Genomic DNA, 21,058 nt, shown 5'->3' on the forward strand with positions numbered 1-21,058 from the left:
GTGCGCCGCGGAGGCTGCCCTCTGGTCGCGCTGCTGGCCATCGCCCTGCTCGCCACCGGCTGCGGGCACGTGTCGGTCTCGGTCGGCTCGCGAGAGGGTGGTGAGCCGACCACGACGCCGGGCACACCCCCTTCGCCCGCCTCGGCGTCGCAGACGGAGGCAGTGATCCCAGGCGCCGCGCGCCGCGATCTCGCGGCCGTCGTCGACCGCCACCGGGGCGAGGACGTGGTGATCGCGCTCGTTCCCGTCGGCGGGAACGAGCCCGAGCTGATCGGGGACGACGCCGGGCTCGTGGCCTGGTCGACGATCAAGGTGCCGCTGGCGCTCGCGGCGGTCCGGGCCGAGGCGGTCCTGCCGGCCAACACCGTCAACCAGGCCATCAGCGCCTCCGACAACGACGCCGCGATGCGGCTGTGGCGCAGCCTCGGCGAGCCGGCGCAGGCCGGCCGCGCGGTCGAGGAGGTGCTGCGCGACGCCGGGGACGAGCGCACGCAGGTCCAGGCCGAGCAGACCAGGGCGGGGTACTCCCCCTTCGGCCAGACGGTCTGGCGGGTGGGCGACCAGGCGAGGTTCGTCGCCGGGCTACCCTGCCTGCCGGCGGCGACGAAGGTCACCCGGCCGATGGGTGAGGTCGTCGACGGTCAGCGGTGGGGCCTCGGTCTCGTCGACGGCAGCCGGTACAAGGGCGGCTGGGGGCCGACGGCGAAGGGGTATGTCGTGCGGCAGCTGGGGCTGGTGCCGACGGGTGACGGCGGGCGGCTCGCCGTCGCGATGGCGGCCCGGACCGCGGGCCATCCCGAGGGCACCGCGATCATGGACGAGCTGACCCGAGCCCTCGCCCCGCACCTGGACGAGACGGCTGGAGGGTCGTGCGGATGAGGGAGCCCAGCCCGCGTCACGAGAACCTGCCTCAGGCGCGCTGAGAGGGCCGGGCGCGTATCGGGAGTCGAGCGAAGGGGGGAGATCGGCTCTGAGAGGCCGCCACGGCGCTGGAAATGCGGCCGAGGTCGGCGCCGGGGAGTATCATGGAACCGAGTTCCCATGTTGCAGGCGTACGGCGCGCGACCCCGGTCGGCGCGCCGTCGTCATGACCCTCAGGAGTGCCGTGGCAGACCAGCACGACGACATGTCGGCCGAGCAGAGCTTCACCCCCGAGGAGGCGGAGCAGGCCCGCGCCGAGCTCGAGGCCCAGGCGGCGGCCGAGCTCGCGGCGCAGGGCGAGAGCCCTTCGGACTACGACGCCAGCGCGATCACCGTGCTCGAGGGTCTGGAGGCGGTGCGCAAGCGCCCGGGCATGTACATCGGCTCGACCGGTGAGCGCGGCCTGCACCACCTCGTCTGGGAGATCGTCGACAACTCCGTCGACGAGGCGCTCGCCGGCTACGCCGACACGATCACCGTCACCCTCATGGAGGACGGCGCGGTCAGGGTCAAGGACGACGGCCGCGGCATCCCGGTGGGCATGAACGAGCAGTACGAGATGAGCACCGTCGAGCTCGTGCTCACCCAGCTGCACGCGGGCGGGAAGTTCGGCGGCGTCGGCTACAAGGTCTCCGGCGGTCTGCACGGCGTCGGGTCCTCGGTGGTCAACGCCCTCTCGACCCGGCTCGACGTGTGCGTGCGCCAGCAGGGCCACGCCTACCGGATGTCCTTCGACCACGGTGAGGCCACCGGTCCGCTGGAGCGCCAGGAGGAGACCTCCGACACCGGGACGACGATCACCTTCTGGGCCGACCCGGCGATCTTCGACTCGGTCGAGTACGACTACGAGACGATCCGGGCCCGCTTCCAGCAGACCGCCTTCCTCAACAAGGGCCTGACCGTCACCCTCATCGACGAGCGGGTCGAGCAGCGCACCGAGGAGGACCCGGAGGACCTCGACGCCGTCGACGCCGACATCACCGACGTCGCCGCTGACCCCGAGGACAGCGTGGGCTCGGGCGCCGGCGAGGCCAAGAAGGCGCGCACGGTCACGTACATGTACGAAGGGGGACTCGTCGACTACGTGAGCCACCTCGTCGGGAGCAAGAAGGCCGAGCCGGTCACCGACGTCGTCATCGACATCGAGACCGAGGACACCGAGCGCGCCCTGGCCCTCGAGATCGCGATGCAGTGGACCACCGCCTACAGCGAGTCGGTGCACACCTACGCCAACAACATCAACACCCACGAGGGCGGGACCCACGAGGAGGGCTTCCGCGCGGCCCTCTCGCGGCTGATCAACGACTTCGCCCGCAAGCAGAACCTGCTCAAGGACAAGGACGACAACCTCACCGGTGACGACATCCGCGAGGGATTGACGGCCGTCATCTCGGTCAAGCTCGGCGAGCCGCAGTTCGAGGGGCAGACCAAGACCAAGCTGGGCAACTCCGAGGTCAAGGGCTTCGTCCAGCGGGCGATGACCGAAGAGTTCGGGCACTGGCTCGAGACCCACCCGAACGAGGGCAAGGACATCGTCCGCAAGGCGATCCAGGCCGCGAGCGCCCGGATCGCGGCGCGCAAGGCCCGCGACGCGACGCGGCGCAAGGGGCTGCTGGAGTCCGGCGGCCTGCCGGGCAAGCTGAGCGACTGCCAGACCAAGGACCCGACGGTCTCCGAGGTCTTCATCGTCGAGGGCGACTCCGCCGGAGGCTCGGCGAAGGCGGGACGCAACCCCTTCAACCAGGCGATCCTCCCGATCCGCGGCAAGATCCTCAACGTCGAGAAGGCGCGGGTCGACAAGGTGATGGCCAACACCGAGGTGCAGGCCCTCATCTCCGCCTTCGGCACCGGGATCGGCGAGGACTTCGACCTGGCCCGCGCGAGGTATCACAAGATCGTGCTCATGGCCGACGCCGACGTCGACGGCATGCACATCCGCACCCTGCTGCTCACCCTGCTCTTCCGCTTCATGAAGCCGCTCATCGAGGCGGGCTACGTCTACCTGGCCCAGCCGCCGCTGTACCGGCTGAAGTGGACCAACCACGAGCACGAGTTCGCCTTCACCGACCGCGAGCGCGACGCGATGACTGCGCACGGCCAGGCCCAGGGCTGGCGGCTGCCGAAGGAGAACGGCGTCCAGCGCTACAAGGGTCTGGGCGAGATGAACTACCAGGAGCTGTGGGAGACCACGATGGACCCCGACTCCCGGGTGCTGCTCCAGGTGACCCTCGACGACGCCGCCGCCGCGGACGAGATGTTCTCCGTCCTGATGGGCGAGGACGTCGAGTCCCGCCGCTCCTTCATCCAGAAGAACGCACGGGACGTGCGCTTCCTCGACATCTAGGTGAGCGAAGGGAGGGCCGCCGCCTGAGATCGGCCGGCTCACCCCCCTTCGCCCCCGACCAGACAGACCCAGCGACAAGGTGACCCATGACTGACACCCCCGACGGACCCGGCACCGAGGTGAGCACCGACCGCTTCGAGCCGATCGACCTCAACGCCGAGATGCAGCGCAGCTACATCGAGTACGCGATGAGCGTCATCGTCTCCCGTGCGCTGCCGGACGTGCGCGACGGCCTCAAGCCGGTGCACCGCCGCATCGTCTACGCCATGTACGACGGTGGGTACCGGCCGGACCGGGGCTACAACAAGTGCTCCCGGGTCGTCGGTGACGTCATGGGGCAGTACCACCCGCACGGCGACTCCGCGATCTACGACGCGATGGTGCGCCTGGTCCAGCCGTGGTCGATGCGGTACCCGCTCATCGACGGGCAGGGCAACTTCGGGTCGGCGGGTAACGACGGTGCGGCGGCCCCGCGGTACACCGAGTGCCGGATGGCGCCGCTGGCGCTGGAGCTGGTGCGCGACATCGACCAGGACACGGTCGACTTCGTGCCGAACTACGACGGCAAGACGATGCAGCCGGACGTGCTGCCGGCCCGCTTCCCCAACCTGCTCGTCAACGGCTCGGCCGGGATCGCGGTCGGCATGGCCACCCAGATCCCGCCGCACAACCTGCGCGAGGTCGCCTCGGCCGCGCAGTGGCTGCTGGAGAACCCCGAGTCGAGCAAGGAGGAGCAGCTCGAGGCGGTGATGCAGCGGATCACCGGGCCGGACTTCCCGACCGGGGCGCTGATCATGGGCACCCGCAGCATCGAGGAGGCCTACCGGACCGGTCGCGGGTCGATCATGATGCGCGCGGTCGTCGAGGTCGAAGAGATCCAGGGCCGGACCTGCCTCGTCGTCACCGAGCTGCCCTACCAGGTCAATCCGGACGCGCTTGCGCTGAAGATCGCCGAGCTGACCAAGGACGGCAAGCTCGGCGGCATCGCCGACATCTCGGACGAGACCTCGGGGCGCACCGGGCAGCGACTGGTCATCAAGCTCAAGCGCGACGCCGTCGCCAAGGTCGTGCTGAACAACCTCTACAAGCACACCCAGCTGCAGACCAGCTTCGGCGCGAACATGCTGGCCCTCGTCGACGGGGTGCCGCGCACCCTGCCGATCAGCGCCTTCATCCGCTACTGGGTGGAGCACCAGATCGAGGTCGTCGTCCGCCGGACGTCGTACCGGCTGGCCAAGGCCGAGGCCGCGATCCACATCCTGCGCGGTCTGCTCAAGGCGCTCGACGCGCTCGACGAGGTGATCGCCCTCATCCGGCGCTCGCGCACCGTCGAGGTTGCCCGCGAAGGGCTGATCGAGCTGCTCGACATCGACGAGGAGCAGGCCCGCGCGATCCTCGAGATGCAGCTGCGCCGCCTGGCCGCGCTGGAGCGGCAGAAGATCATCGACGAGCACGACGAGCTCGAGGCGCAGATCCTCGACTACCAGGACATCCTGGCCAAACCCGAGCGCCAGCGGGCGATCGTCTCCGAGGAGCTGGCCGGCATCGTCGACAAGTACGGCGACGAGCGGCGCACCCGGATCCTGCCCTACGACGGCGATGTCGCCATGGAGGACCTCATCCCCGAGGAGGACGTCGTCGTGACGATCACCCGCGGCGGGTACGCCAAGCGGGTGCGGGTCGACGAGTACCGCTCGCAGAAGCGTGGCGGCAAGGGCGTGCGCGGGGCGTCGCTGCGCGGCGAGGACGTCGTCGGGCACTTCTTCACCACGACGAGCCACCACTGGCTGCTCTTCTTCACCAACCACGGCCGGGTGTACCGGGCCAAGGCCTACGAGCTGCCGGACGCGACCCGCGACGGCAAGGGGCAGCACGTGGCCAACCTGCTCGCCTTCCAGCCCGACGAGGAGATCGCGGCGGTCCTGGCCATCAAGGACTACGAGGTCTCGCCCTACCTCGTCCTCGCGACGAAGAACGGGCTGACGAAGAAGACGCGCCTCGGCGACTACGACTCGCCACGCTCCGGCGGTCTCATCGCGATCAACCTGCGCGACGGCGACGAGCTCGTCGGAGCCCAGCTCGCCTCGGGCGAGGACGACCTGCTCCTCGTCTCACGCGGCGGGATGTCGGTGCGCTTCCACGCCACGGACGAGCAGCTGCGCCCGATGGGCCGCTCGACCTCGGGCGTGACAGGCATGAAGTTCCGTGGCGAGGACTCGCTGCTGTCGATGTCGGTCATCGAGGCCGGGACCGACCCGGACGTCTTCGTCGTCTTCGAGAACGGTGTCGCCAAGCGGACCGCTGCCTCGGAGTGGACGGCGAAGGGGAGGGCGACCCTCGGCGTGACCGCCGCCAAGTCCGGCAAGGGCGGGGAGCTGGTCGGCGCGCTCACCGTGGACGAGGGTGACCAGGTCATGGTGGTCATGGAGAAGGGCAACATCGTGCGCTCGGCGGTCACCGAGGTCTCCCGGACGGGGCGCAACACGATGGGCGTCTCCTTCGCCACGCCCCGCACGGGTGATGCGATCGTCGCGGTCGCGCGCAACGCCGATCGGGGTGTCGCGGCCGAGGTCGCCGACGACGCGGTAGCGTCAGACCCTGCAGCAGAGGACAGCGTGTCTGAGGACAGCGGCGCCGAGGGGCCCGCCGGAGGTGACCAGTGAGCGACACGACCGTGATGGAGACCTCGAGCTCGGATCAGTCGAGCGCGGGTAGCGTCCCGGCACGTCCGGCCTCGCCGCGCCCCCGAGGGGGTCGTCGGGTCAAGCTCATGGTCTCCCGGGTCGACCCGTGGTCGGCGATGAAGGTCGGCTTCCTCCTCTCGGTCGCGATGGGGATCGCCATGGTCGTCATGGCGGCCGTGCTGTGGGCGCTGATGTCGGCCATGGGTGTCTTCGACTCGATCAACAGCCTCGCCAGCCAGATCATCGGCGACGCCGCGGGTCAGGAGTTCGACATCATGGACTTCCTCGGCTTCGGCCGTGTCCTCTCGCTCTCCGTCGTCATCGCGGTCATCGACATCGTGCTCATGACCGCCCTGGCCACGCTCGGCGCCTTCCTCTACAACATCGTCGCCAGCCTCGTCGGCGGCCTGCACCTCACCCTCACCGACGACTGATCCAGCGTCGTTTTGTCCCGCTCGCGGCGGGTGAGGTAATCTCGGGCGTCGCGTCACCGACGCGCGCGGGCCTATAGCTCAGACGGTTAGAGCGCTTCCCTGATAAGGAAGAGGTCAGAGGTTCAAGTCCTCTTAGGCCCACCACTTCCCCCTTCGCCGCAGGACCTACGGAGGCCGACGTTGAAGAAGTTGCTCGCCCTGGCCGCTGTCGCCTTCGGGGCGGCCTACGCCCAGCGCAAGATGGAGCAGCAGCGCTCGGAGAAGGACCTCTTCGCCGCCGCCAGCGCAGGTAAGGCGCCGGCGAAGCAGAACCAGCCGAAGGACGTGTGGGCGGCCGCGACCGACTCGCGCCCCTGAGGCGGGAAGAGCAGCAAGCCCTCGGGGGCGTGGCGCAATTGGTAGCGCACCTGCTTTGCAAGCAGGGGGTTAGGGGTTCGAGTCCCCTCGCCTCCACCGAGAGAGAAGGGGGGTGTTCCGCACAGCGGAGCACCCCCCTTCGTCATGGCACCGACGGACTTACGGTGCCGACATGACTGATCTGCAGACCGCCAATCCAGAGATCGCCTCCACGATCGACGTCGCCGGCGTGGCCACCAACTACCACGACGTCGGTGAGGGCGACCCCGTCCTGCTCATCCACGGCTCCGGGCCGGGCGTGAGCGCGTGGGCCAACTGGCGCGGCGTGCTGCCGGCGCTGTCGCAGCAGCACCGGGTCATCGCCCCCGACGTGCTCGGCTTCGGCTACACGCAGCGGCCCGAGGGCGTCACCTATGACATGGCGACGTGGACAGAGCACCTCGTCGGGCTGCTCGACGCCCTGGGGCTGGAGCGGGTCTCGGTCGTCGGCAACAGCTTCGGCGGGGCGCTCGCGCTCGCCGTCGCGACCCAGCACCCCGAGCGGGTCGACAAGCTCGTCCTCATGGGCGCGGCGGGCGTGCCCTTCGAGATCACCGAGGGCCTGGACAAGGTGTGGGGCTTCGAGCCCTCGCTGCCCAACATGATCGAGCTCATGGACGTCTTCGCGTACGACAAGTCGCTGTTCACCGAGGGCCTGGCCCAGCTGCGGCTCGACGCGGCGACCCGGCCGGGGGTCCACGAGGCGTTCAGCGCGATGTTCCCCGCTCCGCGGCAGCGCTCGGTCGAGGCGTTGGCCGTGCCCGACGCCGACATCCGCGCTCTCACCCAGCCCGCGCTGATCATCCACGGCCGCGACGACGAGGTCATCCCACTGAGCACCTCGCTGCGACTGCACGAGCTCATCGACGACTCGCAGCTGCACGTCTTCGGCCGGTGCGGTCACTGGGTGCAGATCGAGCACGCGGAGGGCTTCGCCCGGCTCGTCGGGGACTTCCTGGCCTGACGTCCCGTCGGGAGGGGCCGCGCGGTTGGCATCCCGCAGCTCGTCGTCAGGACTCGTGCTTCGTGCGCCGGGTCGTCCTCTTTCTCGAAGGCTTCGCCGCTGGCACCGCCTCGAGGATCGAGGGGAGCGAGGAGTAGAAGGGCTCGAGGTGCGCCCGGATGCGCTCCTCAAGGAAGCCGCTCGCGTGGGCGTACTCCAGCGAGGGCCGCAACAGCTCGACGGCGTCGGCGACGACGGTCTCCAGCTCGACGCCCCACTCCTCGAGGAGCTCGCCGACCGACCGGTCCGCGTGCTCCTTGAGCGCCTCGACGGCGACCGACTCGACGACCTCAGCGATCACCCCTTCGTCGCGCCACCGCCGGACCACCGGGCCGAGGGCGACGACGACCTCACGGGTTCCCTCCGGGTCGGCGACGCCGACGATCTCCCCGACCGGTCGGTCGGCGAGGGTCGTCCACACCTCGTCGGCCATCTCGGTGAGCAGCTCCGGGGTGAGCGTGGCCTCGAGGTAGCGGCGGCTCTCCCGCAGGGTCTCGCTGAGGTTGGCCTCGACGAAGGCGGTGATCCGGCGATCCACGCTGGCCTCGAGGTTGGGGGCCGCGGCGCTCATCGTCTTCTGACCGAACTTCACCAGGGTCGAGGCACCGGGGAGCTTGCGGGCGACGACGTTCTCGGTGAGGAGGTAGCCCTTGACCCCCTGGTAGAGCACGTGTGAGACGAGCTTGCGGTAGCCCTTGCTCGCTGTGACCGCGGCGATGACCGCGTCGCGGACCGAGCGATCGTCGGCGAGCAGCCCGACGAGCGCGTCGTAGTCGTCGCCGTCGACGATCTCGCCCACCGGGGCGTCGAAGGTCGTCAGCACCTCGTGACCCGCCGCGACGACGTCGGCGACGGCCTCGAGCAGTGCGTCGCTCAGGTCGAGTCCCGCGACGACCCGCCCGAGGGTGCCGGCGGTCGCCTCGGCGGGTGCGACCTCAGCGGCGGTGACCCCGTCGAGCCACCGGCGAACCGCCCCGGCGTGCTCTGCCACGCTCTCGTCGAGCCGGTCACCGGTCCACCGCGCCATCTCGAACGCGACATGGGCCTCGAGCAGCTGCGCTGGGTCGGTCATCCCTGCACGCTAACGAAGTCAGACCGCCGCGAAGCCGAGCGTGCAGTTGCCCCCATGGTCGTCATCTGGTCGGTCGGTCTCTCTTCGGCAGCTTGGCGACGACCCGCTCGTAGGACTCGTCGACCGCGTCGAGCAGTTCGTCGAGCGGGATCGCGCCGTCGGTGCGCAGCGTGTTCCACCCGGAGCGGCCGATGTAGGCCAGGGTGGGTCTGGTCGACGAGGTGAGCGAGGACGCCGTCGAGCGAGCGGTCGAGGTCGCCCGCTCCTGGACCGACGGCCGCTCGGCAGCCGACCTGCCCGACTTCTACGCCCAGTGGATCGGCGACCGCTCCGAGACCTGACGTACCCCCCTTCGCTCGACCAGCGGCATGGCCGGGGTCCTCGCCTCTCGAGAGCACCGAGTTGGCTGCCTCAAGCGGGGAAAACACTGCTGCCTCATCGCCCTTCGGAATACCCCAGCGCGCCACCGCGTACATACCCCGTTAGGGTATGTACGCAGGAGGAGCAGTGATGTCACAGACCGAGCACGCAAGCCACGACAGTCCGACTGGCGGTGGGCACGATGCACACGTCGCCCAGTTCCGGCGTCTCTTCTTCATCATGCTCGCGCTGGCCGTCCCAGTGGTCGGCTTCAACGAGATGTTCGCGAACCTCATCGGCTACGGCCTGCCGGACGGCGAGGGGGTCCGGTGGATCCCTCCTGTCCTCGGCACAGTGATGTTCGTCGTGGGCGGTCGCCCCTTCCTCACCGGTGGTCTGTCCGAGGCCCGTGACCGCTCGCCGGGGATGATGCTCCTCATCGCGCTGGCGCTCACGGTGGCCTTCCTCGCCTCGTGGGGCGCCACGCTCGGCGTCCTGCCGCACGACCTCGACTTCTGGTGGGAGCTCGCGCTCCTCGTCGTCATCATGCTCCTGGGTCACTGGATCGAGATGCGGTCCCTGGCGCAGACCACCTCGGCCCTGGACTCGCTCGCTGACCTCCTGCCGGACGAGGCTGAGCGCGTCGAAGGGGATGAGGTGGTCGCCGTCGCTCCGGCCGAGCTCTCCGTCGGAGATGTCGTCATCGTCCGCCCGGGCGCCTCGGTCCCGGCCGATGGCACGATCGTCGACGGCAACGCGAGCTTCGACGAGTCGATGGTGACCGGCGAGTCCACCACGGTCCGACGTGAGGTCGATGACCAGGTCGTCGCCGGCACGGTCGCGACGGACTCGGGAGTGCGCGTCGAAGTGACCGCCGTCGGGGACGAGACGGCACTGGCCGGCATCCGACGACTGGTCGAGCAGGCCCAGTCCTCCTCGTCGCGCGCCCAGCGCCTGGCCGATCGTGCGGCGGGTTGGCTCTTCTGGTTCGCCCTCGGCGCAGCACTGATCACCGCCACGGTGTGGGGTCTCATCGGCGCTCCGGAGGAGGCAGTCGTGCGGGTCATCACCGTGCTGGTCATCGCCTGCCCGCACGCTCTCGGTCTGGCCATCCCGCTGGTGGTGTCGATCGCCACCGAGCGCGCCGCCCGCGGAGGGGTCTTGATCAAGGACCGGCTGGCGTTGGAGACCATGCGTACCGTCGACGCCGTGCTGTTCGATAAGACGGGCACGGTCACCAAGGGCGAGCCCACGGTGACCGGCATCGAGTCCGCCGGTGACCTCGACGATGAGCGTCTGCTGGCCCTGGCCGCCGCAGCAGAGGGGGACAGCGAGCATCCGCTGGCGTCGGCGATCCGTGGAGCGGCCGAGCGCGAAGGGGTGAGCGTGCCGGCTGCGTCGGACTTCTCCTCTGCCCCGGCGGTCGGGGTCAGCGCGCAGGTCGAGGGGCAGACGGTGCGCGTCGGCGGTCCCTACCTGCTCAGCGAGCGCCGAGCCGACGAGCTCGAGGTGGCCGAGCGGTGGCGCGAGCACGGCGCGACGATCCTGCACGTGCTCGTCGATGACGAGGTCGTCGGGGCCCTACGCCTCGCGGACGAGATCCGTGAGGAGTCACGAGAGGCGATCGAGGGACTGCACGAGCGGGGGCTGCAGGTCGTCATGATCACCGGTGACGCGCAGGCGGTGGCGGACTCCGTCGCCGAGGAGCTGGGGATCGACCGGGTCTTCGCCGGTGTGCGCCCGGAGGACAAGGCAGCCAAGGTGGCCGAGCTGCAGGACGAAGGCTTGAGGGTGGCGATGGTCGGGGACGGGGTCAACGACGCTCCTGCCCTCGCCCAGGCCGATGTGGGCATCGCGATCGGTGCGGGCACCGACGTCGCGATCGCCTCGGCCGGGGTGGTGCTGGCCTCGAGCGACCCGCGATCGGTCCTCTCGGTGATCCGGCTCAGCGAGGCGACGTACAGCAAGATGCGCCAAAATCTCTGGTGGGCCGCCGGCTACAACCTCGTGTCGGTCCCGTTGGCCGCCGGCGTCCTGGCTCCCATCGGTTTCGTCCTGCCGATGAGTGTCGGCGCGATCCTCATGTCCCTGTCCACCGTGGTGGTTGCGCTCAACGCCCAGCTGCTGCGCCGTCTGGACCTGCGTCCAGGCACGATCTCGAAGGAGAACTCATGACCGCTCACCCGACGCGACGTCAGGCCGGCCTGCTCCTGGGCCTCGGTTCGCTCGTGGCCGTCGCCACGGCGTGCTCCCGCGATGCGGGTGGTGACGTCCCGCCCGAGGCGGGTCCGAGCAGCGAGGACAGCACCCCGCCCGGCGGACGCTCGGCTGATGGCACGACCCTCACCGTCTACAAGGACCCCAGCTGCGGCTGCTGCGGCGGCTGGATCAGCCACGCCGAGGAGGCAGGTCTCGCCGTCGAGGTGGTGCACCCCGACGACCTCAGCGCGGTCTTCGCCGAGCACGAGATCGCCGCCCCGCACCAGTCCTGCCACCTGTCGTTGACCGAGGCCGGTGACGTCTTCGTCGGGCACATCCCGGCCCCCTTCGTCCAGGCCTACCTCGCGGACCCGCCGGCGGGAGCTCGCGGCCTGACCGTGCCCGCGATGCCCATCGGGAGCCCAGGGATGGAGCAGGGCTCGCAGTTCGAGCCCTACGAGGTCCTTCAGCTCGGCGAAGGCGCCAGCACCACCGTCTACGCCAAGGTCACCTCGCGGTCCGACCAAGAGGCCTGACGTGGTACCCCTCGGCGAAGGGGGGTCAGCGCCCGCCTCGGGAGCGGCTCAGGTCTCGAGGGCGCCCCGGGCGAGGGAGTCACCGGAGTGCTCGGGCTTGTCGTCGTACGGCTCCCGGGAGATGTCGACGATCGTGTAGCCCTGGTCGATGAGGTCCTGGGTGACCTGGTAGTCGCGGGTGGACTCCCCGTCGAGCACACCGACCGAGACCATCCGGGTGCCGTCGGTGTTGAGCAGCCACACCTCGAGGTAGCCCTCGCCCCTAGGCAGGTCGCTCGGCGCGACCCGCAGGGCGAGCCCATCGTCGGAGCGGACCAGCTCGGCGTCACCGCGACCCTGCCCCTCGTCGCCCACCGTCGAGAGCTGCGCGACCCGGGTCACCTCCCCTTCATCTCCCATTCCGAGGGCTCGGCCGACCGCGAGCCCGAGGACGAGCGCGGCCGCTGCCGCCAGCCACGGAAGGCTGTTGCGGATGGCGCCGACCGGCCGGTGACCACCGGGCTCTCCGGCAGGCTCCGGGGCGCTCGGGCTGACGGCCACCCCTTCGCTGCGGCCCAGGTCGGCGGCGATACCCGACCACACGCCGTCGGGCGGGTACTCCCAGTCGACCTGGAGGTCCTCGTCCAGCGCCTCGGACAGCGCGCGTCCGTCGCCGGGCAGACGACCAGCGGCGAGGAGCCGCAGCTCGTCGTGGACCCGGGAGCACCGGACGCACCCCTTGAGGTGCTCGGCGACGCGCGGGTCCGGGGTGAGGCCGTCCTGGGTGTCGATGGCGTGCCCGGCGAGCTCTTCCTCGCTCGGGTGGATGGCCTGCTCGTCGTGACCCTCAGACATCGTCGCTCACCTCCTGGAGCACCTCTCGTAGGCGGATCAGACCCCGCCGGGCGTGACTTTTGACCGTCCCGAGCGGGATCTCCAGCCGGTCGGCCACCTCGGCGTGGGTGAGGCCCTCGAGCATCGTCATCCGTAGCACGGTCCCGCGCGGGTCGCCCATCGCCTCGAGCTCGGCGATGACCGCGATCTCCAGGGTGCGGTCCGTCGGTGGGAGGTTGCTGGGAGCGGCGAGGTCGGAGTCGGCGACCGCCTGCAGCCGGCGCGTGTCTCGTGCCCGGGCGGCGAGGGCGTCGGCGATCTTGTGCCGGGCGATGCCGATCAACCAGGCCGGCAGGGCGGTGGGCGAGGGGACGAGCCGGTCGGCGCCGCGCCACGCGGCGAGGAAGACCTGCTGGGTGACGTCCTCGGCGTCGCCGCGGTCACCGAGAGCGCGGACCGCGATGGTGTAGACGAGGTGGGCGTACTGGCGGTACACCTCCTCGAGGGCGTGCGGGGCACCCTCGCTCAGCGAGACGGCCATGGCCTCTCGTCTCTCGGGCGTGACCTCCTGGTGCGGAGGTCGGGATGGCTGCACATCGTCGATCCTAGGCACGTCCTACTCGCTGATCGGCTCCGCGACGGCGACGACGTTGTCCTCGTAGTGCCCGGTCGCGGCGTCGAAGGCACCGCCGCAGGTCACCACGTGCAGCGCCTCCCGGCCGTCGCGTCGAAAGACGGCGTCGAGGTCGAGCTCGTCCTTGCCCGCCGTGTAGACCTCGAGCACGCGGTACCGGTGGGGTTGCCCATCGGCGGTGACCGTGAGCTCGTCCCCGGAGTCGAGGGTGCGCAAGCCGGCCAGCGGTCCGGGCCCGCGCTCGCGGCTGTCGACGTGGGCGGTGAGGACCGTCGCTCCGGCCTCGCCCGGACCGGGACCGTATCGGTACCAGCCGGCGGTCCGCGGGTCGTCGGGGATCTCCATCGCACCCTGCTCGCTCACCCCGACCGGCGTCACCGGCAGGGTTGCGGCGAGCGCGGGGATGGCCAGCCGCGTCGGGGGCCCGGGGGTCTCGGTGGCCTCGGGCGTGGTCGGCGTGGGTGCGGCCTGGACCACCGGGGCGGCGGCCGACGGCGAAGGGGGGGACCCCCCTTCGCCCGCCACGGCCGCGTTGACCACGGCCGGGTCGTCACCGACCGGCCGGGTCAGCCAGAGCAGCACCACCCCCACGAGGACGGCGGCCAGCAGAGCCGGGCCGACCCGTCCTCGCGGGGCGCGGTGCGTGCTCACGTCGGTCAGGACCGCTGACGGGCCGTCCGACGCGATCCGGCGAGGACCAGACCACCGGCGGCGAGGGCGCCGAGGGTGACCAGCGCGTACCGCCCGGCCTGGTCGGCGGCAGCCACCTGGCCGCCGTCACCCGAGGGCACGCCGTCGGGCGCGGAGTGCATGCCCGAGATCGACTGGGTGGCCAGCTTGAGGTTCTCGTCCTCCGCGCTGCCCCAGGCGTAGACGATCGTGTTCGAGCCCTCGGCGAGGTCGAGGTCGGCCGGGCCGAGCGCAACCGTGTCGGTCCCGGCGAGGACGACATCGGCGCTGATCGAGCCGGAGGGCAGGTCCGCGGACTCCTCGTTGGGGTTGGTCAGCCCGGAGAAGGCCACCTCGCCGTTCGCGCGCACGTCGACCGCGGGGGCGGCGGCGGTGTGGCGGACGGTGAGCCGGGCCTTGCCGGCCTCGATCTCGCTGGTGTCGTTGACGAACGGGGTGAGCGTCGGCTCGCCGTCGGCGTCGAGGTGGGCGACGACGGTGATGTTGGCGCCGGCCGGGACCGCGACGTCCATCGCCTCGACGATCGCGTCACCGTCGGCACCAGCGTCGGGGGCGGTGACCTTGAGGTCGTACTCGCCCTCGGGGAGCATCTGCGGGTCGGTCAGCGTGCCGGGCTCGAAGTCCTCGAGCAGGGCCTCGCCGTTGACGTAGACGTCGACGGTGGCGTCGGGGACGCCGTGCAGGATCGAGACGTGCGCGTCCTCGGCGGCGTGTGCGGGGACGGCGGAGGCGAGGCCGACGAGGGCCATCGCGGCGGTGGCGCCGAGGGTGCGAGTGGTGACGGACATGGTGCTTCCTCTCCTTCGCCGGTGCGCCGGATGCGCACCGTTACCCTTCCCTTCGTCCCAACGGTCCGGTTTGGATGCACCCGCTCTCGGCATCACTCTCGGCGTGGGGAGGTGACAGCACGGCAAAGGGGCCTGGGCGGATCATCCGCCCAGGCCCCTTCGCTCTCGTGGTCAGCTCAGCGAGCGTCTCCGTCGCGGCCGAGGTGCTCGGTCGAGACGTCAGAGGTCTCCGAGGTCTCGGACGGAACGCTGGAGTCGTCGGCCCAGTCCTTGGCGCTGCTCCAGGCGTCGTCACCCTCACGGCGGTCATGGGCGGCATCGTCGGAGAGGGCCGTCTCGTGGGCCTCGCCGACGTGAGCGGCCTGCGGGTCCTCCGAGGCGAGGTCGTCGATCTCGCTGCCGCCGAGGATGTGGGTCTCACCGGCGGAGCCGTCCGCGCCGCCGTCGGCACCCGGGCCGGCGTGGCCATCGGCCCCACCGTCCGCGCCGCCGTCGGCACCCGGGCCGGCGTGGCCGTCAGCGGAGCCGTCGGCCCCACCATCGGCGCCGGCGTCCGCGCCGCCGTCGGCACGGCCGGTGGAGCTCACCTCGTCGAAGGCGGGAAGGTCACCGGCGGCGGTCACCCCGACGCCTCCCGCGCCGACCGCACCCGCGCCCGCGGCGCTGGTCGGTCCGGTGGAGCTCGTCGTGCCCGCCGGGCCGTCGCTCGGCTTGAACGAGGAGTCGCGCCCGGTCTCGGGAGCCTTGTACGGGTCGCCGGCCGGAACCGCCCACGGGTCCTTCTTGGGCTCCTGCGACTTCTTGGCGAAGTACGCTGCGACGCCGCCCGCGATGATGGCGAGCAGGAAGAGCTTCTTGCCGCGGGCCTTCTTGGTCGTCTCACCCTTGATCGCGGCGAGAGCAGCCTGCGGGTCCTGGTCGTCCTTGAGCGCGTTGAAGGCCGCCGGGGCACGCTTGCCCGCCTCGTCGGCGAGGTCCTGGCCGGCGGCGGCGCCGGCAGCAGCCAGGCCGGTGGCGGTCGCGGCGACCTTGGGCAGCACGTCGTCGACGAAGGTGTCGCGCAGGTCGTGCAGCTCCGAGCTGGCCTTCTTGCCGCGCTTCTTGGCGTCCTTACGCAGCTTCTTGCGCTTCTTCTCGGCCTGCTTCTTGCCCTTCGCCAGGTCCTTGCGGGCGTCCTCTCGGGCCTGCTCGGCCTGGGCGCGCAGGTCGCGTCCCTTGACCTGAGCGGCGGCCCCCGCCGCCGCAGCCTTCTCCGAGCCGGTCTCGGCCTGCTCGGCCACCCGGTCGATCAGGTGGTGCAACTTCTCTACGCCGGTCTCGGCGCCCTCGTGGGCGGCGACGCGGCCCTTCTCGACCTTGCTGTCGTTGGTTCGGAACACCGGTCCTCCTCATCGGTCACGGTTACCTCTACCCCATCCTGCCCCGGATGGCGTGGGGAATCGAGCCAAGGCCGGGGGTCGATCGAGGGACGGACCACGTGGGCCGCCTCACGGCTCCGGGGCTGTCGTCGGCATGTGCCAGACTGCGGGGCATGAAGGCGACCCTGCACACGAACCACGGCGACATCACCCTCGAGCTCTTCGAGAACGTCGCGCCCAAGACCGTCGAGAGTTTCGTGGGCCTGGCCAAGGGCACCATCGACTACAAGGACGACGCGGGCCGGACCAACCCGACGCCCTTCTACGACGGTCTGACCTTCCACCGGATCATCTCCGGCTTCATGATCCAGGGCGGCTGCCCCCTCGGCGAGGGCATCGGCGGACCGGGGTACATGTTCGACGACGAGCCACACCCGGAGCACACCTTCGACAAGCCGTACCAGCTGGCGATGGCCAACGCCGGCAAGCGCGGTGGCCGCGGCACCAACGGCTCGCAGTTCTTCATCACCGTGGCCCCCACCCAGTTCCTCTACGGCAAGCACACCGTCTTCGGCGAGGTCGCCGACGGCGCCAGCCGTGAGGTCGTCGACGCGATCGCCGCGGTCAAGACCGGGCCCAACGACAAGCCGGTCGAGCCGGTCGTCATCGAGTCGGTCGAGATCGCCGACTGACCTCGACGAGGCCGGCTTCTCCCCCTTCGCCCTCCACCTCTCGCCGACCCGTGAGCTGGGATAGACCGACCGAGGCGACCGAGGCACCGGTGTGCCCCCGGCACCCCGACCGCGTCAGCTACGTCCGCTGCCAGCGGTGCCAGCGCCCGGCCTGCCCGGACTGCCAGCGCCCGGCGGCGGTGGGCATCCAGTGCGTCGACTGCGTGCGCGAGGCCGAGCGCGCGATGCCGCGCGAGCGGACCCCAGGGGGTGGTCGGGCGGCGCGCAGCGGCACGCCCGTGGTGACCATCGCGATCATGGTGATCTGCGGGCTGGTCTATCTCGGTGAGCTGACGACCGACCAGGTCTACCGCGAGGGTGCGCTGGCCGCCTTCATCGCCACGTCCGAGCCGTGGCGGCTGCTCACCTCGGCGTTCCTCCACGCGCCGAACCAGATCTTCCACATCATGTTCAACATGCTGGCGCTGTGGATCGTCGGCCCCCAGCTCGAGATGTGGCTGGGGCGGGCACGCTTCCTCGGCCTCTACCTGGTCTCGGCGCTGGCGGGCTCGGTGACCTACCTGCTCTTCCAGCCGGTCGACTCCACCCAGGGCGTCGTCGGCGCATCCGGTGCCGTCTTCGGCCTCTTCGGGGCGATCGTCGTCGTCCAGCGTCACCTCGGGCGCGATGCGTCCTCGATGCTCGGCGTGATCGGGATCAACGCGGTGATCGGCTTCGTCATCCCGAACATCGCCTGGCAGGCCCATCTCGGCGGGCTGGTCGCGGGCGCGGCCCTCGCCGCGCTGCTCTCCCGTCCCCGGCAGCGGGACAACCCCACCGTCGCCTGGGCAGGCATCGCGGCCGTCGCCGTGCTGTCACTGGCCCTCTTCGCGCTGAAGTTCGTCGTCCTCGCCTGAGAGCCTCGCGACGATCGAGCTGTCTTCGGCTCTATTGCGACAGCGCAATACTTCGGTATCGGACGCCATCGAGCGAGTTATCCACAGGGTTTCTCACACCTGGGGATAATCACACCCGTGTAACCCCCTTCGCATCTGCCTTGGCAGGGTGCGGGTTCGGGCGTGCGGGACCGGGTGCCTGCCTTGGCAGGTGCGGTTACTTCCAGCGGGTGGTCATGGCGAAGCCGGCCATGGCCAGGCCGAAGCCGATGGCGAGGTTCCACTGCCCGAGTGAGGGGATCGGGTACTCCTGCTGGGTGATGTAGAAGGTGACGACCCAGAGCAGGCCGAGGAGCATCAGCCCGACCATCACCGGGACGAACCAGCTCGGGTTGCCGATCTTCTGCGCCTTGCGGCGCTTGCGCTCGCACTCCTCGCGCTCCTCGACCACGGCATCGGCCTGCGCGCGGGTGCGCGGGTCGCCGGAGCGCGCCTTGGCGCGGCTGCTGCGCTCGCCGGTGGTGTCGTTGGCGTCTTCTGTCGGGGCCACGTCGCTCTGCTCCTGGGTCATCTGCTCGTGAGCGTCGAGGTGCGGCGGCACGGCGCGCTCAGGTCCGTGCCCTAGCGTAGAGGTGAGCACAAGCTCAGCCGAGCATGCACGCGCCGCCGCGGCGCGCGCCGACCCGAGAGCCAGGAGGGCGAGGTGCCGAGCAAGCGCGAGACCGCGTCGTCGTCCCGCCTGCGCATGTTCCTCGACTCCAGGGCGTCGGGATGGTCGGCGCTCGTGCCCGTCATCGCGCTGGCCGCCGGGCTGCTCTTCGGGGTGACGGCAGCCACCGCTCAGGGCGAGGACCTCCGCTCGGACATCCAGACCGTCCCCGACCTGATCCGGGACCGCGCCCACGACAACTCGACGCGAGAGCTCGCCGTAGAGCGTCTGCGACGAGAGGTCGACGAGGCGACCGTCCAGGCAGGTGGCGGCGATGGTCAGCTCCAGGCGCTGACCGACGACATCCAGGGCATGCAGGGGCCCGCCGGCTTCGCGGCGGTCAGTGGACCCTCGCTCACCGTGAGTCTCGACGACGCTCCGCTCGATGCGGCCGACCTCCCGGAGGGCTACGACGTCAATGACATCGTCGTGCACCAGCAGGACGTGCAGGGAGTGGTCAACGCCATGTGGCGCGGGGGCGCCGAGGCGATGATGATCCAAGATCAGCGGGTCATCTCCACCAGCGCGGTCCGGTGCGTGGGCAACACCCTCATCCTCCAAGGGAGGGTCTACGCACCCCCCTTCGTCATCACCGCCATCGGTGACCAGGAGGCGATGCGCACCGCGCTCGACGAGGACCCGACCGTGAGCGTCTACCGCGAGTACGTCGACGCCATCGGCCTCGGGTACGAGGTGAGCACCTCGGACAAGACCGGCATGCCGCCCTACTCCGGTCAGGGCCAGCTCAAGCACGCCCGCGCCGTGCGCTGACCTCAGCCCCAGGATCGCCCCCTACCACGCAGTACTGGTCGCGATCACAACCAATACTGCGTGGTAGCGGGCGATCTAGGTGAGGACCACGGCGCGCCCTGACGTAGCGGGCATAATCGGGCAGGTGCCCCGGATCCTCGTCGTCGACAACTACGACAGCTTCGTCTTCACCATCGTCGGCTACCTCCAGCAGCTTGGGGCGGAGACCACGGTCGTGCGCAACGACGAGGTCGCACCCGCCGACGGCGCCGACTTCGACGGCGTGCTCATCTCGCCCGGGCCCGGTACGCCCGAGCAGGCCGGGGTATCGCTCGCGATGATCGAAGGCTGCGCCGAGCGCGCCCAGCCGATGCTCGGTGTCTGCCTCGGCCACCAGGCGCTCGGCGTCGCCCTCGGCGCGACCGTCGGGCGGGCCCCCGAGCTGCTGCACGGCAAGACCTCGCAGGTGACCCACGACGGCAGCGGGGTGCTCGCCGGTCTGCCCGACCCCTTCACCGCGACCCGCTACCACTCCCTGACCATCGACCCGAGCACCCTGCCGGACGAGCTCGTCGCCACCGGCCACACCGCGAGCGGCATCATCATGGCCGCCCAGCACCGCGACCTGCCCCTGCACGGCGTGCAGTTCCACCCCGAGTCGGTGCTCACCCAGGGCGGTCACCGGATGCTCGCCAACTGGCTCGAGCTCACCGGCGACGAGGGCGCGGTGCAGCGCTCGACCGGGATGACCCCCCTGGTCCGTGACGCTGAGGGCGTGGCCCGGATGGTCGCTGCCGGGTGAGCGGGTGATGAGCGCGCAGGGGGCGAAGGGGGAGCAGGCACCGACCGTCGGACCGGTCGACCGGTTCCAGCGTCGGCACCCGTGGCTCGGCTTCCCGATTGCCGTGGTCTACAAGTTCCTCGACGACTTCGGCCCCTACCTCGCCGCGCTCATCACGTACTACGGCTTCTTGTCGATCTTCCCGCTGCTGCTGCTCTTCTCCACGATCCTCGGCTTCGTCCTCGAGGGCCAGCCGGAGTGGCAGCAGGCGATCCTGGACTCCGCGGTCTCGGAGTTCCCGATCGTCGGGGACGAGCTGCGCGAGACCGGGACCCTCGGCGGTGGGCCGGTCGGGCTGGTCGTCGGTGCGGTCACCGCGACCTACGGCGGGCTCGGCGTCGGCCAGGCCCTGCAGTACGCGATGAACACGGCCTGGATGGTGCCGCGCAACAGCCGCCCCAACGTCATCCTCTCTCGCGCCCGCAGCGTGATGATGGTCCTCACCGCCGGCCTGACGGTCATCGCATCGACCGTTCTGACCTTCATCGCCAGCGAGGCGACCCAGGGCCAGCGGCTGGAGTCCTGGGCGGTGAACATCGGGTCGGTGGTCCTCAACACCTGGGTCTTCGCGCTGATCTTCATCGTCGCCACGCCGAAGGAGCTCACCGTGCGGCAGGTGCTGCCCGGCTCGGTGATCGCGGCGGTGCTCTTCGGCGTGCTGCAGCAGCTCGGGGCGAGCTATGTCGGCTCGGTCGTGGCCGGCGCGAGCAACCTCAACTCGGTCTTCGCCCTCGTCTTCGGCCTGCTCGTCTTCATCTACAGCAACGCCGTCGTCCTCGTGATCTGCATGGAGATCAACGTCGTCCTCAGCGAGCGGCTGTGGCCGCGCTCGCTGCTCACCCTCTTCACCGACGCCGTCGTGCTGACCGAGGCCGACCGCCGGGCCTACGGCGGGCAGGCCCGGGCGCAGCGGCTCAAGGGATTCGAGAAGATCTCCGCCGACTTCGAGCGGCGCTGAC

At 70.5% G+C, this 21,058-nt stretch carries 21 protein-coding genes and 2 tRNA genes; 16 read left to right on the forward strand and 7 right to left on the reverse strand.

Features of this window, described 5'->3' with window-relative positions; all coding sequences use genetic code 11:
- The 8 genes from FB557_RS00685 (at position 1) to FB557_RS00715 (ending at position 7,743) form a co-directional block, all read left to right on the forward strand.
- On the forward strand, positions 1 to 879 hold the full coding sequence (locus FB557_RS00685) for a serine hydrolase (protein ID WP_144854724.1): 879 nt from the start codon (positions 1 to 3) through the stop codon (positions 877 to 879).
- A 247-nt stretch (positions 880 to 1,126) separates the two neighbouring features.
- Positions 1,127 to 3,265: a DNA topoisomerase (ATP-hydrolyzing) subunit B gene (gene gyrB / locus FB557_RS00690; protein ID WP_144855950.1), complete on the forward strand. Its 2,139-nt coding sequence runs from the start codon at positions 1,127 to 1,129 to the stop codon at positions 3,263 to 3,265.
- Between the two features lie 86 nt (positions 3,266 to 3,351).
- Positions 3,352 to 5,928 (forward strand): DNA gyrase subunit A, encoded by a 2,577-nt coding sequence (gene gyrA, locus FB557_RS00695; RefSeq protein WP_144854726.1) that lies wholly within the window; start codon positions 3,352 to 3,354, stop codon positions 5,926 to 5,928.
- Entirely contained in the window at positions 5,925 to 6,383 is a 459-nt protein-coding gene (locus FB557_RS00700; RefSeq protein WP_246074267.1) for a DUF3566 domain-containing protein, read from the forward strand. The genes gyrA and FB557_RS00700 overlap by 4 nt, the downstream gene beginning before the upstream one ends.
- A gap of 67 nt (positions 6,384 to 6,450) precedes the next feature.
- Positions 6,451 to 6,527 (forward strand) — tRNA-Ile (locus tag FB557_RS00705).
- Between the two features lie 36 nt (positions 6,528 to 6,563).
- Entirely contained in the window at positions 6,564 to 6,740 is a 177-nt protein-coding gene (locus FB557_RS14060; protein ID WP_170236134.1) for a DLW-39 family protein, read from the forward strand.
- 23 nt (positions 6,741 to 6,763) lie between these two features.
- Positions 6,764 to 6,836 (forward strand) — tRNA-Ala (locus FB557_RS00710).
- 76 nt (positions 6,837 to 6,912) lie between these two features.
- On the forward strand, positions 6,913 to 7,743 hold the full coding sequence (locus FB557_RS00715; RefSeq protein ID WP_144854728.1) for an alpha/beta fold hydrolase: 831 nt from the start codon (positions 6,913 to 6,915) through the stop codon (positions 7,741 to 7,743).
- A gap of 46 nt (positions 7,744 to 7,789) precedes the next feature.
- Here the strand turns inward: FB557_RS00715 and FB557_RS00720 are convergent, their stop codons facing one another.
- Positions 7,790 to 8,854, reverse strand: a complete 1,065-nt coding sequence (locus FB557_RS00720) for a hypothetical protein (RefSeq protein ID WP_144854730.1) — start codon at positions 8,852 to 8,854, stop codon at positions 7,790 to 7,792.
- Positions 8,855 to 9,057: 203 nt separating this feature from the next.
- Between FB557_RS00720 and FB557_RS14065 the strand changes: the two genes are divergently transcribed.
- The 3 genes from FB557_RS14065 (at position 9,058) to FB557_RS00730 (ending at position 11,949) form a co-directional block, all read left to right on the forward strand.
- Positions 9,058 to 9,195 carry a hypothetical protein gene (locus tag FB557_RS14065; RefSeq protein WP_170236135.1) on the forward strand — a complete coding sequence of 46 codons (138 nt, stop codon included), beginning with the start codon at positions 9,058 to 9,060 and terminating at the stop codon, positions 9,193 to 9,195.
- Between the two features lie 169 nt (positions 9,196 to 9,364).
- Entirely contained in the window at positions 9,365 to 11,389 is a 2,025-nt protein-coding gene (locus FB557_RS00725) for a heavy metal translocating P-type ATPase (RefSeq protein WP_246074268.1), read from the forward strand.
- Positions 11,386 to 11,949 (forward strand): DUF411 domain-containing protein, encoded by a 564-nt coding sequence (locus tag FB557_RS00730; RefSeq protein WP_144854734.1) that lies wholly within the window; start codon positions 11,386 to 11,388, stop codon positions 11,947 to 11,949. The genes FB557_RS00725 and FB557_RS00730 overlap by 4 nt, the downstream gene beginning before the upstream one ends.
- A gap of 48 nt (positions 11,950 to 11,997) precedes the next feature.
- On the opposite strand, the gene FB557_RS00735 is transcribed toward FB557_RS00730, so the two are convergent.
- The 5 genes from FB557_RS00735 to FB557_RS00755 form a co-directional block, all read right to left on the reverse strand.
- A complete protein-coding gene (locus FB557_RS00735; RefSeq protein WP_144854736.1) occupies positions 11,998 to 12,783 on the reverse strand; it encodes an anti-sigma factor in 786 nt (261 codons plus the stop codon).
- Complete coding sequence (locus tag FB557_RS00740) at positions 12,776 to 13,303, reverse strand: RNA polymerase sigma factor (protein ID WP_144854738.1); 528 nt, start codon at positions 13,301 to 13,303, stop codon at positions 12,776 to 12,778. The genes FB557_RS00735 and FB557_RS00740 overlap by 8 nt, the downstream gene beginning before the upstream one ends.
- 75 nt (positions 13,304 to 13,378) lie before the next feature.
- Positions 13,379 to 14,047 (reverse strand): class F sortase, encoded by a 669-nt coding sequence (locus FB557_RS00745; RefSeq protein WP_246074270.1) that lies wholly within the window; start codon positions 14,045 to 14,047, stop codon positions 13,379 to 13,381.
- 5 nt (positions 14,048 to 14,052) lie between these two features.
- A complete protein-coding gene (locus FB557_RS00750) occupies positions 14,053 to 14,874 on the reverse strand; it encodes a DUF4397 domain-containing protein (RefSeq protein WP_144854740.1) in 822 nt (273 codons plus the stop codon).
- A gap of 176 nt (positions 14,875 to 15,050) precedes the next feature.
- Complete coding sequence (locus FB557_RS00755) at positions 15,051 to 16,253, reverse strand: hypothetical protein (protein ID WP_144854742.1); 1,203 nt, start codon at positions 16,251 to 16,253, stop codon at positions 15,051 to 15,053.
- 152 nt (positions 16,254 to 16,405) lie between these two features.
- On the opposite strand from FB557_RS00755, the gene FB557_RS00760 reads away from it, so the two are divergent.
- The gene (locus FB557_RS00760) at positions 16,406 to 16,924 is read left to right on the forward strand and encodes a peptidylprolyl isomerase (protein WP_144854744.1); all 519 of its coding nucleotides are present in this window, start codon (positions 16,406 to 16,408) and stop codon (positions 16,922 to 16,924) included.
- 50 nt (positions 16,925 to 16,974) lie between these two features.
- Positions 16,975 to 17,820, forward strand: a complete 846-nt coding sequence (locus tag FB557_RS00765) for a rhomboid family intramembrane serine protease (RefSeq protein WP_246074272.1) — start codon at positions 16,975 to 16,977, stop codon at positions 17,818 to 17,820.
- Between the two features lie 196 nt (positions 17,821 to 18,016).
- On the opposite strand, the gene FB557_RS00770 is transcribed toward FB557_RS00765, so the two are convergent.
- Positions 18,017 to 18,400, reverse strand: coding sequence for a cell division protein CrgA (locus FB557_RS00770; protein WP_246074274.1), 384 nt, complete (start codon positions 18,398 to 18,400; stop codon positions 18,017 to 18,019).
- A gap of 102 nt (positions 18,401 to 18,502) precedes the next feature.
- On the opposite strand from FB557_RS00770, the gene FB557_RS00775 reads away from it, so the two are divergent.
- The 3 genes from FB557_RS00775 to FB557_RS00785 all read left to right on the forward strand — a co-directional run bounded on the left by FB557_RS00775 (position 18,503) and on the right by FB557_RS00785 (position 21,057).
- Complete coding sequence (locus FB557_RS00775) at positions 18,503 to 19,279, forward strand: DUF881 domain-containing protein (protein ID WP_144854746.1); 777 nt, start codon at positions 18,503 to 18,505, stop codon at positions 19,277 to 19,279.
- 124 nt (positions 19,280 to 19,403) lie between these two features.
- Positions 19,404 to 20,060 carry an aminodeoxychorismate/anthranilate synthase component II gene (locus FB557_RS00780; RefSeq protein ID WP_144854748.1) on the forward strand — a complete coding sequence of 219 codons (657 nt, stop codon included), beginning with the start codon at positions 19,404 to 19,406 and terminating at the stop codon, positions 20,058 to 20,060.
- A gap of 7 nt (positions 20,061 to 20,067) precedes the next feature.
- Complete coding sequence (locus FB557_RS00785; RefSeq protein WP_144854751.1) at positions 20,068 to 21,057, forward strand: YihY/virulence factor BrkB family protein; 990 nt, start codon at positions 20,068 to 20,070, stop codon at positions 21,055 to 21,057.
- Position 21,058: the final 1 nt, after the last annotated feature.

The organism is Marihabitans asiaticum, assembly GCF_007828725.1.
In the GTDB taxonomy this organism is placed as follows: Bacteria; Actinomycetota; Actinomycetes; order Actinomycetales; family Dermatophilaceae; genus Marihabitans; species Marihabitans asiaticum.

What these genes read in the sequence shown, in the direction of transcription:
- gyrB (WP_144855950.1), top strand. Translation starts at nt 1,127, where the DNA reads ATGTCGGCCGAGCAGAGCTTCACCCCCGAGGAGGCGGAGCAGGCCCGC.
- gyrA (WP_144854726.1), top strand. Translation starts at nt 3,352, where the DNA reads ATGACTGACACCCCCGACGGACCCGGCACCGAGGTGAGCACCGACCGC.
- FB557_RS00715 (WP_144854728.1), top strand. Translation starts at nt 6,913, where the DNA reads ATGACTGATCTGCAGACCGCCAATCCAGAGATCGCCTCCACGATCGAC.
- FB557_RS00720 (WP_144854730.1), bottom strand. Translation starts at nt 8,854, where the DNA reads ATGACCGACCCAGCGCAGCTGCTCGAGGCCCATGTCGCGTTCGAGATG.
- FB557_RS00725 (WP_246074268.1), top strand. Translation starts at nt 9,365, where the DNA reads ATGTCACAGACCGAGCACGCAAGCCACGACAGTCCGACTGGCGGTGGG.
- FB557_RS00730 (WP_144854734.1), top strand. Translation starts at nt 11,386, where the DNA reads ATGACCGCTCACCCGACGCGACGTCAGGCCGGCCTGCTCCTGGGCCTC.
- FB557_RS00735 (WP_144854736.1), bottom strand. Translation starts at nt 12,783, where the DNA reads ATGTCTGAGGGTCACGACGAGCAGGCCATCCACCCGAGCGAGGAAGAG.
- FB557_RS00740 (WP_144854738.1), bottom strand. Translation starts at nt 13,303, where the DNA reads ATGGCCGTCTCGCTGAGCGAGGGTGCCCCGCACGCCCTCGAGGAGGTG.
- FB557_RS00750 (WP_144854740.1), bottom strand. Translation starts at nt 14,874, where the DNA reads ATGTCCGTCACCACTCGCACCCTCGGCGCCACCGCCGCGATGGCCCTC.
- FB557_RS00760 (WP_144854744.1), top strand. Translation starts at nt 16,406, where the DNA reads ATGAAGGCGACCCTGCACACGAACCACGGCGACATCACCCTCGAGCTC.
- FB557_RS00785 (WP_144854751.1), top strand. Translation starts at nt 20,068, where the DNA reads ATGAGCGCGCAGGGGGCGAAGGGGGAGCAGGCACCGACCGTCGGACCG.